General features: G+C 36.0%; 13 protein-coding genes and 1 riboswitch. Of the genes, 6 read left to right on the top strand and 7 right to left on the bottom strand.

All coding sequences use genetic code 11. From position 1 onward, the window contains the following. Positions 1-64: 64 nt before the first annotated feature. Positions 65-364 carry a DUF2892 domain-containing protein gene (locus FHR29_RS05070; protein ID WP_021189673.1) on the bottom strand — a complete coding sequence of 100 codons (300 nt, stop codon included), beginning with the start codon at positions 362-364 and terminating at the stop codon, positions 65-67. A 106-nt stretch (positions 365-470) separates the two neighbouring features. Between FHR29_RS05070 and FHR29_RS05065 the strand changes: the two genes are divergently transcribed. After that, positions 471-1,259 (top strand): sulfite exporter TauE/SafE family protein, encoded by a 789-nt coding sequence (locus tag FHR29_RS05065; RefSeq protein ID WP_132768448.1) that lies wholly within the window; start codon positions 471-473, stop codon positions 1,257-1,259. Positions 1,260-1,322: 63 nt separating this feature from the next. Further along, entirely contained in the window at positions 1,323-2,165 is an 843-nt protein-coding gene (locus tag FHR29_RS05060) for an ATP cone domain-containing protein (RefSeq protein WP_132768450.1), read from the top strand. 179 nt (positions 2,166-2,344) lie between these two features. On the opposite strand, the gene ispE is transcribed toward FHR29_RS05060, so the two are convergent. From ispE to FHR29_RS05030, 6 genes are all read right to left on the bottom strand, one after another. Further along, positions 2,345-3,160 (bottom strand): 4-(cytidine 5'-diphospho)-2-C-methyl-D-erythritol kinase, encoded by an 816-nt coding sequence (gene ispE / locus FHR29_RS05055; protein ID WP_132768452.1) that lies wholly within the window; start codon positions 3,158-3,160, stop codon positions 2,345-2,347. 45 nt (positions 3,161-3,205) lie between these two features. Further along, positions 3,206-3,619: an NUDIX domain-containing protein gene (locus tag FHR29_RS05050; RefSeq protein ID WP_260291899.1), complete on the bottom strand. Its 414-nt coding sequence runs from the start codon at positions 3,617-3,619 to the stop codon at positions 3,206-3,208. Positions 3,620-3,715: 96 nt separating this feature from the next. Then, positions 3,716-4,444 carry a menaquinone biosynthetic enzyme MqnA/MqnD family protein gene (locus tag FHR29_RS05045; protein ID WP_183912848.1) on the bottom strand — a complete coding sequence of 243 codons (729 nt, stop codon included), beginning with the start codon at positions 4,442-4,444 and terminating at the stop codon, positions 3,716-3,718. Next, entirely contained in the window at positions 4,437-5,063 is a 627-nt protein-coding gene (locus FHR29_RS05040; RefSeq protein ID WP_183912846.1) for a histidine phosphatase family protein, read from the bottom strand. Before FHR29_RS05040 ends, FHR29_RS05045 begins: the two co-directional genes overlap by 8 nt. A gap of 8 nt (positions 5,064-5,071) precedes the next feature. After that, positions 5,072-6,271, bottom strand: a complete 1,200-nt coding sequence (gene mqnE, locus FHR29_RS05035; protein WP_168126676.1) for an aminofutalosine synthase MqnE — start codon at positions 6,269-6,271, stop codon at positions 5,072-5,074. A 98-nt stretch (positions 6,272-6,369) separates the two neighbouring features. Next, positions 6,370-8,193, bottom strand: coding sequence for an ABC transporter ATP-binding protein (locus FHR29_RS05030; protein WP_183912844.1), 1,824 nt, complete (start codon positions 8,191-8,193; stop codon positions 6,370-6,372). A gap of 192 nt (positions 8,194-8,385) precedes the next feature. Between FHR29_RS05030 and FHR29_RS05025 the strand changes: the two genes are divergently transcribed. The 4 genes from FHR29_RS05025 to FHR29_RS05010 all read left to right on the top strand — a co-directional run bounded on the left by FHR29_RS05025 (position 8,386) and on the right by FHR29_RS05010 (position 13,686). Further along, positions 8,386-9,555: a pyridoxal phosphate-dependent aminotransferase gene (locus tag FHR29_RS05025; RefSeq protein ID WP_183912842.1), complete on the top strand. Its 1,170-nt coding sequence runs from the start codon at positions 8,386-8,388 to the stop codon at positions 9,553-9,555. Positions 9,556-9,567: 12 nt separating this feature from the next. Beyond that, a complete protein-coding gene (locus FHR29_RS05020; protein WP_260291898.1) occupies positions 9,568-10,410 on the top strand; it encodes a prephenate dehydrogenase in 843 nt (280 codons plus the stop codon). Between the two features lie 404 nt (positions 10,411-10,814). Continuing rightward, a riboswitch (SAM riboswitch) is annotated at positions 10,815-10,929 on the top strand. Positions 10,930-11,157: 228 nt separating this feature from the next. Further along, positions 11,158-12,465, top strand: a complete 1,308-nt coding sequence (locus FHR29_RS05015) for an O-acetylhomoserine aminocarboxypropyltransferase/cysteine synthase family protein (protein WP_183912840.1) — start codon at positions 11,158-11,160, stop codon at positions 12,463-12,465. A 39-nt stretch (positions 12,466-12,504) separates the two neighbouring features. Continuing rightward, the gene (locus tag FHR29_RS05010) at positions 12,505-13,686 is read left to right on the top strand and encodes a homoserine dehydrogenase (protein WP_183912838.1); all 1,182 of its coding nucleotides are present in this window, start codon (positions 12,505-12,507) and stop codon (positions 13,684-13,686) included. Positions 13,687-13,809 lie beyond the last annotated feature (123 nt).

Below are 13,809 nucleotides of genomic sequence, written 5' to 3'. Positions count from 1 at the left end.
TAAAAAAGGTCCAATACGTTACATATTAGACCCCCTCTGTATAAACCTAAATTAGAAATGCGAATTAGTCTTTCTTCACAAAATAGCGATGCTCAATAACTTCTACACGTTCTACATCGTCTTCAATGGCTTTTTTTATTGCACATTTTCCAGTTATACCACGGTAAACTAAAGCACCACCCAAAGATAATCCAGAAAGTGCCGTTAGTGGATGTTTAATCAAATACCGAACACCTGCACCTAATATAAAACCTCCAGCCACAACAGAAAGGATACGTTCTGAAGTCTCAATAGTACCATTCTCACATTCTTCGTCTATTTTACTTTTTACTTTGCTTATTACTTTATCTACTATCGCGCCCATATGTATAAAATTTATAAGTTCTTCTGTAATTAATAACAAGCAGTACACTATTTTGTTTTTGTTTACTAATAATTATTCCGTTCTTTGGCCACACAATGTTGCAACGATGGAAATTATAGGGTACACTTTGTCTATTTTCATCGGTATCACCCTCGGATTAATCGGTGCTGGTGGTTCCATATTGACAGTACCAGTCTTAGTCTACCTATTCCATATACATCCTACACTAGCAACGTCCTATTCCCTATTTATTGTTGGAAGTACAAGTTTCATAGGAAGTTTCATCAAAACAAAGGAAAAATGTGTAAATTTCCGGGCAACATTATACTTCGGAATTTCCTCTGTTATCGTTGTACTTTTAGTCCGTAAAGTTTTACTGGTCCATATACCCGAAGTTATTCTAGAAATCAACCATTATCAGCTTACAAAATCAACGTTAACCATGATCTCATTTGCTACATTGATGCTCGGATCTTCGTGGAGTATGATAAAAAACAAGAAAATTCAATCTAGCCCTCAACATCCAGTTAAACAACATACCATTAAGATGATTGCATGGGGCATTGGAATTGGACTTGTAACCGGTTTTTTAGGTGCTGGAGGAGGATTTCTGATCATACCGGCCTTAGTTATATTGCTTCATATGCCTATACGTATAGCAATAGGCACATCATTATCAATCATTACGATCAATTCTCTTATTGGTTTTCTTGGCGATATCGATCATATAACGATAGACTGGAATTTTCTGTTCAAGCTGCTTACCATAACAACCTTGGGTGTTGGAATAGGAAATCAACTTCAGAAAAAAATTCAAACAGATCATCTAAAGCCCATATTCGGCTGGTTTATATTTATTGTTGGTATTTATATTTTAATTAAAGAACTCTTTTAGCTACTTTTAATAGCAATGGCAAGTAAATTGCAGGAGTACATTAAACTGTAACCATAATCTAATATGCTGGTAAAAAAATACTCTGGAGAACTAGTTCCATTTAACAGTGACAGCTTACGTCATTCTTTAACGCGATCTGGTGCCAACAATGAACAAGTTGAAAAAGTTTATACACAAATCAAAGAAAAACTATTTGACGGGATAAGCACAAGAGAGCTATATCAGTTAGCTTTTGAAGCACTAAAATCGCAAAGAAATTCTTTTGCAGCTCGATATAGCCTAAAAAAAGCACTTCGTGAATTAGGTCCTGAAGGTTTTTATTTCGAAAAATGGATCGCACGCTTATTTCAAGAATATGGTTTTGAAAGTACCACAGGACAAACAATCCAAGGCCACGCAGTTTCTCACGAGATAGACGTTGTCGCATCGAAAGGAAACGAGATGTTGGCCATAGAGTGCAAATTTCGAAATGATATAGATGCGAAAATTTCAGTGACAACTCCCATGTATTTCTTATCCCGATTTAAAGATATCAGTGATATATCCTATCATTTCTTCGGTCAAAATAAAAAATTCACGCAAGGATGGCTCGTTACCAATGCCTATTTAACTTCAGACTCCAAAGACTTTGGTAAGTACTATAACGTCAATTTTCTTTCATGGGACTACCCAACAGACAATAGCATAAAAAAAAGAGTGGATAAAGCTGTTTTTTATCCTGTAACCTGTCTCACAACCCTTACAGATGTAGAAGAGAAAACTTTATTACAGAACCAGATCATACTCGTGAAAGATATTATCAATAATAAAGAAGCACTCAAGTCGCTAAAATTAGACTCCGAAAAGTTAAGGTTAGTACTTGAAGAGGCTAGAGAATTAATTGACTATAAACTTGAAGAAGAGTAAAATCAAAGCTTTAGTACGCACCTACTTAGCCTTCAAAACCAAAATAAAGTTCTTATTGTCGCCTTATTCTTTAAGAAATAAAGCGACAATAAGATATAAAATAATCTACTTTCAATAATCTACTAACAGAAAAAAATCAACACATTTCTTCCAATTCCATTAAGAAAATTAGATAACACTTATGATAGATCAATCGGATAATAAATATCACCATAAATTTTTAAATCATCCAGCACAACAGGATTTTCAAATATTCCAAACACAGAAGAACCTGAGCCCGACATCGCGGCATATAATGCGCCAGATGAATACATTGCATCTTTAAGTTCCTTAATTTTAGGAAATTGCTCGAATATAGTTAGTTCAAAATCATTGTTCAGATAATACTTCCATTCCTGGATTGGCAACTGAATAATGGACCTTAAATCAAACTCAGGAGTTTTGGCAGCAACTCCGCTATAAGCCTCAACGGTAGATATGTGAATATTAGGATTCACTATAACAATATAGTATGCGCTCAAATTGACCTCAATAGGAGCAAAATCAGTCCCAATACCAGTTGCATACACCGGTTTATTTTCAATAAAAAATGGACAGTCTGCGCCCAGCTGCTTCGCATAATTTTCCAGTTGTACAACAGATAGTTGCAGCTCAAATTGATCATTTAGCATTTTAAGCACATAAGCTGCATCTGCAGATCCACCACCCATGCCAGCTCCGATTGGTATTCTTTTTAATAAATGAATAGCAACCGAAGGAATATCAAAATCTTGTTGAATTAAATGATATGCACGCTCACATAAATTCATACCCTTTCCAGGGATCACAATACCCTCCGACGAAAAAGTTGTACTACCGGAACTTAGTGGAACAATTTCAACAGCGTCATAAAGGTTAACGGGGTAAAAGATCGTCTCTAAATCATGATAACCATCAGGTCGCTTACCTACAATATGAAGACCCAAGTTTATTTTAGCATTTGGAAAAGATAGCATAAAAGATATTTAATAAAGATCAGTGATAAAATTATGGATTCTATGTTAATATTCAAAAGTACCTGCTAACCAGATAGGAACTGTAAATTCTTCAATGAGATGTGCTAATTTATAATTTTTATAATTATCTACGGTCAACCAAGTTACTTCTTCAAGCTCTGCCTGTGGTATTATAACTAATTTTTCCTTAAACTCAATTCTAAAAACGTCACCTCTAACGAGCGTATCAGCTTCATTAACTGCTTCGGTTTCATGAAAGCCCATATATTCTAAATCTCGTGATAAAATATCCAGATCTAATTCTTCTTTTAGCTCGCGAATAAGGGCTTGAGAAGATAGCTCACCTTTTTCAATTTTACCACCAGGCATCATAAAATAGGATGAGCCTTTTTTTCTTACAACCAAAAGCCTATTATCAGCATCAACAATCATTGCACCTGCTAAATAAATCTTATTCATAGTTTCTCGTTTTAAGATGCCATAAGTGGCATCATGTTATAAAGTAAAAAGCGACTATTTCCATAATCGCTTTTTATATATTCATTTCTAACACTATTATGTATCTAAACCTTTTAAAAGTGTTAAATATCTTTCAATAGCTTCTCGCTTTTTAGCTGTAAGATGATAGTTCAAACTTGATGTAAGATAATGATGGTAATCAAAATCCTTATATTCAGGCAATCCTGGAATCACAGCTTCAGGATGCGAAACTCCCAGTTTTAAAGCTTCATTAAATGAAGTGATAAAAGCTTCCGGTAACTGCTTTTTACTGACCCAAACTGCGAACGCAAAAGGAAGACCTGTAAATTCTTTCCAGGTAAGTCCAAGATCGTAAACATAAGGGACTTCATTCTTTTTGCCAAATGTTCGGTCTCCTATCAAGACATAAGCATCCGCCTCATCTATGTTGGCAACAAGTTTAACTTGACGCTTCCAGTGATGCTTTAACAACACGCGTGCTAAACCATTAGAAGTGCGTGATTGCTGATCCAGATATAATGTCTGGATTTCTTCAATCGGTTTATGGGAAAAAATAAAAACCGAATCAACAGCCCCCTCTGTACCGATACAGTAGTCGGTGATGATATGCGCTTGAGGAAGACTTAATAACGCCGCTATGGGAATAATCCCCAAATCAGCTTTATCATCAATTACTTTGTGTGCACATACACTCGGATTATCCAAGCTCAATTCGATCTGATCTAAAACTGCAGATTGTCTAATCCCATTTAAAAACGGCAATGTATTCGTATACGAAACTGCCGATACTCTCACTTTATCCATTTGTCAATACCTCTAGATGTTTCGTATTATAATAGTCAATGATTTCAAATTGATCATTATCATACGTTAATTTATATAAGGCAGTGTTTGTATGAGGAAATTCATCCATTTTTGAGGCATCTACACCTGTCAATAGGCAAAGAATAATACGTAAGGCACGACCGTGCATACAGACAAGTACGGTTTCTTCATGCTCTTGTTTAACCATATGTGCTATGGCATCACTTTGACGTAACATCAATGCATTAGGAGATTCCCCCTCATCTACACTGACATCCAATTCACCATTTTTCCATGCTGATACCAGCGCATTGAATCCACTCATGATAGATTCGTCTTGCTCTTTACCTTCGTAGATTCCCCAACTAATTTCATCTAAGCCCTCGAGCTCTTGCCAAGAAATACCATCTCTAATAAAAGATTCTACTGTTTGATGTGTTCTCAACAAGGTTGAGGTATAAATTTTATCAAACGGGATATCTTTATAAGCATCATAAAAAGCTTGAGCCTGTGCCAATCCCGTTTCATTTAGAGGAGAATTCACGCCACGTCCCTGAACAATACCTTTCAAATTCAGATCAGTTTGTCCATGGCGAATAAAATAAAAAGTCTTTTTCAAAATATATCTTAATTATTTACAACAGGAAGTGCATAATAATTCTTCTTCTTGCTATCGTCTTCAAAAACCACATCCTTGTAATCTGTGACAACATGATATAAGGTATCACGCTCTATTGGATGACGTCCTACCTTTCTAATCAACTCAACCAATTGTTGCGTCGACATACCGGGATTCTGTTCCTCCGCTCCTGCCATACTGTAAATCTTCGTCGTATCATCCAGTGTTCCATCGATATCGTCAACACCAAATGCTAAGGACATTTGTGCAGTATCCCTTGAAATCATTGCCCAATACGCTTTTATATGATCAAAATTATCTAGATAAATACGTGCTATCGCATAATTTCTTAAATCTTCAATCACAGAAACCTCAGAAATATGTGACATTTGATTTTCTTTATTTCTAAATTTCAATGGAATAAAGGTTTGAAAACCGCCAGTCTTATCTTGCAACTGACGAAGTCTTTCCATATGATCTACACGATGCCAAAATTGCTCGATATGACCATAAAGCATGGTTGCATTGGTATGCATTCCCAACTTATGTGCCTGTTCGTGGATATCCAACCACTGTTCAGCAGTACATTTATCATGGGCAATCTGCTCTCTGATCTCCGGATGGAAAATTTCAGCCCCACCACCAGGCATCGAATCCAAACCACAAGATTGCAAATACTTCATACCTTCATAATGACTCAATTTAGCCTTTTTGAAAATATAATAATATTCCACAGGAGTCAATCCTTTAATATGCAATTCCGGACGATGTGCTTTACATTTTTTAAAGAACTCCGCATAAAAATCAAGATTTTGCTTCGGCACCACACCACCTGTAATATGTACTTCCGTTACAGCTTCATCATCATACTTCTTCACGATATCCATCATGCCTTCCACATCCATTTCCCATCCTTCAGCACGTTCCTTGATCATACGGGAGTATGAACAGAATTTACAATCGTAAACACATACATTAGTAGGCTCAATATGAAAATTACGATTAAAAAATGTGATATCCCCGTGTCTTTTCTCACGAATAAAATTCGCCAAAACACCTAAATAACCCAATTCGGCTTTTTCATAAAGGTATACCCCTTCATCAAATGTGATGCGTTCCTCTTGCAACACTTTATTCGCTATATTTCTTAACTCACTATCCAAAAGCGGATTAGAAATTAAGAAATTTAATTTTTCTTTAGCATCCATTAGCATGTCTCCTAGTCTATAACAAATGTACCAAAAACAAGGCTAAATTCGTAGAATTTAGCCTTGTTTTTGGTACTGCAATATATGTTGAACAACAATTAATCTGTGAACTGTTGCATATCTATTAATTTCCGGTATAAACCCTCCTGCTGAATCAATTCACTATGGCTACCTAATTCCACAATTTGACCAGCATCAATTACGACAATTGTGTCGGCGCTCTGAATCGTACTTAGACGGTGTGCAATAACAACTGTAGTACGATTTTCCATCAACTTATATAAGGAATCCTGAACCAATTTCTCAGATTCAGTATCCAAAGCTGATGTTGCTTCATCAAGCAACATAATGGGAGGATTTTTTAAAACAGCACGGGCAATACATATACGTTGGCGCTGCCCTCCAGAAAGTTTAGCCCCTCGATCACCGATATTTGTTTCATAACCCAATTCTGTTTTTAAAATAAATTCATGAGCATTCGCGATTTTTGCAGCAGCTTCAACCTCTTCCTGCGTAGCAGAAGTATTAGAGAAAGTAATATTATTAAAAATCGTGTCATTAAACAAAATGGATTCTTGATTAACTACTCCAATCATCGTGCGCAAAGACTCTTGATCGAGATCTCTTAAGTCTATTCCGTCAAAAAGAATCTGACCGCCGGTAACATCCATAAACCGTGGTATCAGATCTACCAGTGTAGATTTACCACCCCCGGATGGGCCTACTAGCGCAATTGTCTTACCTTTTTCAATAGTCAAATTGATATTCTTCAAGATGCTCTTTTCACCATAAGAAAAATCAACCTGTTGAAATTCAATCGCTTCTTTAAAATCGGTAACTTCCTTAGCATTAAGCTTATCAGTAACTTCACTTTTGGTATCAATCAATTCCAGTACACGCTCACCAGCAGCGATACCATTATGAATATTGCTAAATGCGTCAGTTAATGCTTTTGCAGGACGCATAACTTGGGAGAATATCGCGATATATGCAATAAATTCCGACGCACCAAATTCATCACTACCTGACAAAACTAAATTTCCCCCATATAATAAAATAATCGCCACCATGATTACACCTAACAATTCGGATACTGGCGAACCCATCTGTTGCCGTCTTGCCATAGCACGCATAATACCGGCATAACGATCGTTCTCATCATTGAAGCGTTTTTTAACAAAATTTGTTCCATTAAAAGCCTTAACAATACGGGCTCCTGATAAAGCCTCATCTAAAAAGGAAATCATATTCGCATACGAAGTTTGTCCTGCGATTGCTTGCGCCTTTAATGTTTTCACAATCTTCGATATAAAAAATGCAGAAACAGGGATGACCAACATGGCAAAAAGAGTCAACTTGGTCGATATAGCAAATAGCATAACTAAATATGCAACAAGTTGAAGCGGCTCTTTAAAGGCTACTTGCAAAGTGCCTGTCACAGAAAACTGTACCACCTGAACATCTGAGGCTATTTTTGAAATAATATCTCCCTTTCTTTGTCCATTAAAATAACCTAAATGCAGATCCATCACATTATTAAAAACCGTTTTCCGTAAATTCAATAAAGTATGAATACGTAAGTTTTCCATAATGCGTTGAGATAGATAGCGAAACAGATTACTGATAAAAACAGAAAAAATAATTGCAATACATACATATTGTAATGCTTTATAAGGGCCAAACTCTTGATTGGCAAAATTTGCATAATAGTTGAAATAATCCAGAGGATTATAACCAACTGGCTTTACCAAAATCACCTGAGTAGCAGGTTCACCCTTAATAAATAAGGTATTTAACAAGGGAGCTAACAAGGCCAAGTTTAATGTACTGAATACAACTGTAATTAATGTACAGATAATATACGGAATAGCATATTTCTCAATGGGTTTGGCAAAAGAAAGTAATCTAAAGTATGTTTTCATTTATGATATTAAGGTAGCAAAAATACTAAAATTACGCGCAATATATAAGGAATACTTTAAAGGAATGAAATCTTGCACTTGGATGATATTAAAAATTTAATTCAATAAACACCAATTTAAACGACATTATACTAGTATTTTAATAGAAAAAGCCTAATTTAGTCCTTGTAAATTGTAAAATACCAGAACATAATGCAAATAGAAGTTGCCAAAAGGTTGCAACAAACCGAAGAATATTATTTCTCAAAAAAATTAAGAGAGATTGATGAGCTCAATAAAGCAGGTGCTCGCGTGATTAATTTAGGCATCGGAAGCCCCGACTTACCTCCTCACCCTGAAGTTATTCAGACCTTGACGACAGAAGCGGCTAAAACCAATGTACATGGCTATCAGAACTATAAAGGTTCACCTGTTTTGAGGCAAGCAATTGCAGATTGGTATCAACGTTATTATCAGGCAACATTCAATCCAAATACAGAAATTTTACCTTTAATAGGCTCTAAGGAAGGTATTGTTCACATTTGCATGACTTACTTACAAGAAGGTGATGAGGTTTTAATACCAAATCCGGGATATCCAGCATATGCGGCAGCAGTACGGCTAAGTGGAGCCACGGCAATTACCTATGATTTATCTGAAGAAACAGATTGGTTACCTGATCTTAAAAAGCTTTCTGAAAACGATTTATCAAAAGTAAAATTAATGTGGATCAACTACCCTCATATGCCAACTGGTTCGAGTGCAAACGAAGGATTTTATCTTGAATTGATTGCTTTTGCAAAGGCAAACCATATTTTAATCTGCCACGACAATCCTTATAGTTTTATCTTGACAGACAGCCCTAAAAGCATTATGTCTATTGAAGGTGCAAAAGATGTTGCCTTGGAACTTAATTCATTAAGCAAATCCTCCAATATGGCCGGATGGCGAATCGGTATGTTAGTGGGCGCAGAGGCACGGATCAATGAAGTATTACGTTTTAAAAGCAACATGGATTCGGGAATGTTCTTACCAGCTCAATTAGCAGCGGCCAAGGCATTGCAGTTGGATCAAACATGGTATCAAGATTTAAATGCAATCTATCACGAAAGAAGACAGTTGGTTTTCGAAATCATGAACCTGTTGGGCTGTACATATAAAAAGAATCAGGTCGGTTTATTTGTGTGGGCCAAAATTCCAGATAATTACGAATCAGGCTACACGTTAAGTGATGAGGTGTTAGATCTATCACGTGTCTTTATTACTCCCGGAGGTATATTCGGAAGTGCTGGAAACAGCTATATTAGAATAAGTTTATGTGCCTCAGTTGAAGTATTAAAAGAAGCAATTGCTAGAATAGAACAAGCAAAACAAACGAATTAAGATTGAAATAACATGATGAATATAGCCATTATTGGCGTCGGTTTAATTGGTGGCTCCGTCGCCATGAAACTAAAAGAAAAAAAATTCTGTGATCAGGTTTTTGGTGTTGACAAAAGCGATGCTAATCTAACGAAAGCATTGCAAATAGGCTTCATTGATCAAAAGGCAACATTAGAGGAAGCTTTAGAAAAATGTAAAGTGATCATTCTCACAGCTCCAGTTGATGCGATAATCACATTAGCGCCCAAATTATTGGATCTCGTAAAAGATCAAGTCATCATTGACATGGGCTCTACCAAACTAAATATTTTACAGTTAATCTCGGAACACCCTAATCGTGGCCGCTATGTTGCCGCCCATCCAATGGCTGGTACCGAATATTCAGGCCCCGAAGCAGCATTACCAAATTTGTTTAAAGATAAAATGATGGTTTACGTTGAGGCATTTAAATCTGATGAAGATGCGTTCGAATTAACAGATTCCATTACCGAACAACTGGAAATGCGGACGTCATTTATGACTGCAGAGGAGCATGATACACACACAGCCTATGTTTCCCATATTTCTCACCTGACTTCTTTTGCTCTAGCGCTAACTGTTTTAGAGAAAGAGAAATCGCAGGGTCGAATATTTGAATTGGCAGGATCTGGTTTTGAATCAACGGTACGCTTAGCAAAAAGCTCACCGGATATGTGGACACCTATTTTCAAACAGAACAGAGTTAATGTACTCGAAGTGTTAGAGGAAAACATCAAGCAGCTGCAGGCTTTAAAAGATGCCATCCAAAATGAAAATTACACTCAATTACACAAATTGATTAAAAAATCAAATAAGATTAAACGTATTATTAAATAAAACCCACTTGCTCCAACTGGCAAAGGCGAATTATTGTTTCATACAAAGTAATGGGAAGAAAGCATAGGAACTCGCAAGGTTCCTATTTTCTTTTTTATAAAAAAAGATCACAGGATCATCGCTCTGCCGTTGTTTGTTTAACACCGTATGCTTCGGTTATATTGCTTTCAATTACTGATATGGATTTCATCCACGACGTATAAACATATCGGAATAAATAAATGCTGCCCCCATTAACTACCAATACTTACATAATAGTGAGAGCTTACGATCAATTACGAGTAGAATTAGAAGTATTTTCTAAGAAATAGCATAAAATATTTTGGTTTGTAAAAAGCAAGGCATATATTTGCAACGTAGTTCAAATAGAAATACATCTAATCAACACCTCTTAATCAGGTCTTGATTTATAAAGAAGTGGCGAGAGACTGGCTCAATGACCCACTGGCAACCTTCAAAATACGTTTGAAAAGGTGCCAATTCCTGTCCAAAGTAATATTGCTTTGGAGGATATAAATGAAACGACAAATGATAATAACATTACAACAAAACAAGAAGGTAAATTCTAGCACCAACGTAACAGATACAAATATTCCATCAAAACAGATGCGAATGCTTTTGCACATGTTTACGTTTTCTTGTTAATCAATCTTTTTTAAAATTTATTGATTTCAAGTACATATCCATGTGCACAATCTCACCCCTATTTTTTATTAACGAATCTTCAACTAATTAATTATAACTACAATGTCTACAAATAAAAATTTAAAATTCGAAACACTTCAAGTGCATGCTGGTCAAGTTGCCGATCCAACAACTGGAGCGCGTGCAGTACCTATATACCAAACCAGTTCATACGTATTTGAAAATGCAGAACATGGAGCGAATTTATTTGCTTTAAAACAATTTGGAAACATCTATACACGTCTGATGAATCCAACAACAGATGTATTTGAGAAACGTATTGCTGCATTGGAAGGTGGTATCGCCGCTGTAGCAGTCGCTTCTGGACAGGCGGCACAATTCATTGCATTAAATAATATCGTAGAAGCTGGTGAAAATTTTGTTTCCAGCAGTAATGTATACGGTGGTACATATAATCAATTTAAAGTAGCATTTAAAAGAATTGGTATTGAAGTACGTTTTACTAAAGAAACAACAGCCGAGGAGTTTGAATCACTAATCGATGAGAACACAAAAGCTTTATACCTAGAAACAATTGGAAACCCAAGTTACGATATTCCAGATTTTGATAAGATAGCAGCTGTTGCTAGAAAACATGACTTACCACTTATCGTAGACAATACTTTTGGAGCTGGTGGATATCTATTTAAACCTCTTGAACACGGCGCTTCTGTAGTTGTAGAGTCTGCAACAAAATGGATTGGTGGCCACGGAACAAGTATTGGTGGTGTCATCGTTGATGGCGGTACGTACAACTGGGGAAATGGTAAATTCAAACAGTTTTCTGAACCTTCAGAAGGATACCATGGATTAGTTTTTTCAGATGTTTTTGGCGTTAATGGCCCATTTGGAAACATTCAATTTGCAATCCGCGCACGTGTTGAAGGACTACGTGATTTTGGACCAGCTATTTCACCCTTCAATTCATTCCAATTAATCCAGGGCCTAGAAACATTATCACTTCGTGTTCAGCGTCATGTAGACAACACATTAGAAATTGCGAAATGGTTAGAAGCCCATCCGCAAGTGGAAAAAGTGAATTATCCAGGGTTAAAAAGCTCTCCTAGCTATGCAAATGCACAAAAGTATTTAAAAAATGGATATGGTGCTGTTCTTTCATTTCAAATAAAAGGTGACGTGACAAAAGCCGATGCTTTTATCGATAGCTTAGAGCTAATAAGTCATCTCGCAAATGTGGGTGATACGAAATCATTGATCATACACCCTGCGGCGACTACACATCAACAACTGAGTGAAGAAGCTCAAAAAGCTGCAGGTGTATTTGTAGGATTATTACGCCTATCTGTCGGTATCGAACATATTGACGATATCAAAGCAGATTTACAACAGGCCTTCGATAAAATTAAATAATTTCAGATAGCACTATTATATAAAAGCGTAAAAAAAACTATGAGTAAGAAATTAACGATTGGAATGTTTGGATTTGGGGTTGTAGGACAAGGATTGTACGACATTATCAAGACTAAAAACTTAAATTTAGAAATTAAAAAATTTGTCATCAAGAACGCTGACAAAAAAAGATCATTACCTGCTGAATTATTCACAACAGATGCTGAGGCTATTCTTGGTGACCCTGAAATCAATACCGTAGTAGAATTGATCGATGATGCTGATGCGGCTTACGCACTGACTGTTCGTGCATTAAAATCTGGAAAAAACGTTGTTTCTGCAAATAAGAAAATGATTGCCACGCATTTAGAAGAATTAGCGGCAATACAACAAGAATACGGAACAAGTCTACTATATGAAGGTGCAGTATGCGGAAGTATTCCAATTATCCGCAATTTAGAAGAGTATTATGACAATGAATTATTACATGCCGTGACCGGTATTTTTAATGGCTCCTCTAATTTTATATTGTCTAAAGTCTTCAACGAAAATCAACCTTATGCAGATGCACTAAAAGAAGCGCAGGAATTAGGTTTTGCTGAAACTGATCCTACATTAGATGTCGGTGGTTTTGACCCTAAATACAAATTAACGATCGTCGCTGCTCATGCTTATGGTATCAATGTAAATCCTGACGATGTTTTCAATATCGGTATTGATAAATTAGGAGCACAAGATATTCGCTTTGCAAAAGAGAAAAATTTCAAGATCAAATTGATCCCTACTGCTCGAGAAATAGATCAAAATAAAGTGGTTCTTTATGTTATTCCTAAGTTTATCAGTTCGGAAAACATTTTATTCAATGTTGAAAATGAAAATAACGGCGTCCTTGTAAAAGCAGCATTTGCAGATGAACAATTTTTCTACGGTAAAGGTGCTGGAGGTCATCCTACCGGATCTGCAGTATTATCTGATATTACAGCGCTACGTTATGACTACAGATATGAGTACAAGAAGCATTTAAATACAGATGCATTATCATACAGTACCGATCATGAAATCAAGGTGTACTTGAGATATGAAGATGACAGCCTAGTTGAAAAATTAGGTTTCACAAAAATTATTGAAAGATATTATGCTCCTGATTTTAAGTACGTTATTGGAACAATAAATTTGAAGAAAATCACAGACCTTAAATCTGAAATAAACAAAACAGGAAATTTTATAGCTGAAATTGCCTAAATTAATAAAAAGTACCGAATACCAACCAACCCTAACACTTGCTAATCACAAGTGAAAAACGTTGGATCTACTTGTAGGTTCAACGTTTTTTTATTTATCATCACCCCAATTCACTTCTATAAA

Source organism: Sphingobacterium sp. JUb56 (genome assembly GCF_014191365.1).
Lineage (GTDB): Bacteria > Bacteroidota > Bacteroidia > Sphingobacteriales > Sphingobacteriaceae > Sphingobacterium > Sphingobacterium anhuiense.
The sequence above is the reverse complement of the archived record's forward strand: the minus strand, read 5'-3'. Positions and strand labels throughout refer to the sequence as shown.

What these genes read in the sequence shown, in the direction of transcription:
- FHR29_RS05030 (WP_183912844.1), bottom strand. Translation starts at nt 8,193, where the DNA reads ATGAAAACATACTTTAGATTACTTTCTTTTGCCAAACCCATTGAGAAA.
- FHR29_RS05010 (WP_183912838.1), top strand. Translation starts at nt 12,505, where the DNA reads ATGAGTAAGAAATTAACGATTGGAATGTTTGGATTTGGGGTTGTAGGA.
- ispE (WP_132768452.1), bottom strand. Translation starts at nt 3,160, where the DNA reads ATGCTATCTTTTCCAAATGCTAAAATAAACTTGGGTCTTCATATTGTA.
- FHR29_RS05020 (WP_260291898.1), top strand. Translation starts at nt 9,568, where the DNA reads ATGATGAATATAGCCATTATTGGCGTCGGTTTAATTGGTGGCTCCGTC.
- FHR29_RS05070 (WP_021189673.1), bottom strand. Translation starts at nt 364, where the DNA reads ATGGGCGCGATAGTAGATAAAGTAATAAGCAAAGTAAAAAGTAAAATA.
- FHR29_RS05065 (WP_132768448.1), top strand. Translation starts at nt 471, where the DNA reads ATGGAAATTATAGGGTACACTTTGTCTATTTTCATCGGTATCACCCTC.
- FHR29_RS05050 (WP_260291899.1), bottom strand. Translation starts at nt 3,619, where the DNA reads ATGAATAAGATTTATTTAGCAGGTGCAATGATTGTTGATGCTGATAAT.
- FHR29_RS05045 (WP_183912848.1), bottom strand. Translation starts at nt 4,444, where the DNA reads ATGGATAAAGTGAGAGTATCGGCAGTTTCGTATACGAATACATTGCCG.
- FHR29_RS05060 (WP_132768450.1), top strand. Translation starts at nt 1,323, where the DNA reads ATGCTGGTAAAAAAATACTCTGGAGAACTAGTTCCATTTAACAGTGAC.
- mqnE (WP_168126676.1), bottom strand. Translation starts at nt 6,271, where the DNA reads ATGGATGCTAAAGAAAAATTAAATTTCTTAATTTCTAATCCGCTTTTG.
- FHR29_RS05025 (WP_183912842.1), top strand. Translation starts at nt 8,386, where the DNA reads ATGCAAATAGAAGTTGCCAAAAGGTTGCAACAAACCGAAGAATATTAT.
- FHR29_RS05015 (WP_183912840.1), top strand. Translation starts at nt 11,158, where the DNA reads ATGTCTACAAATAAAAATTTAAAATTCGAAACACTTCAAGTGCATGCT.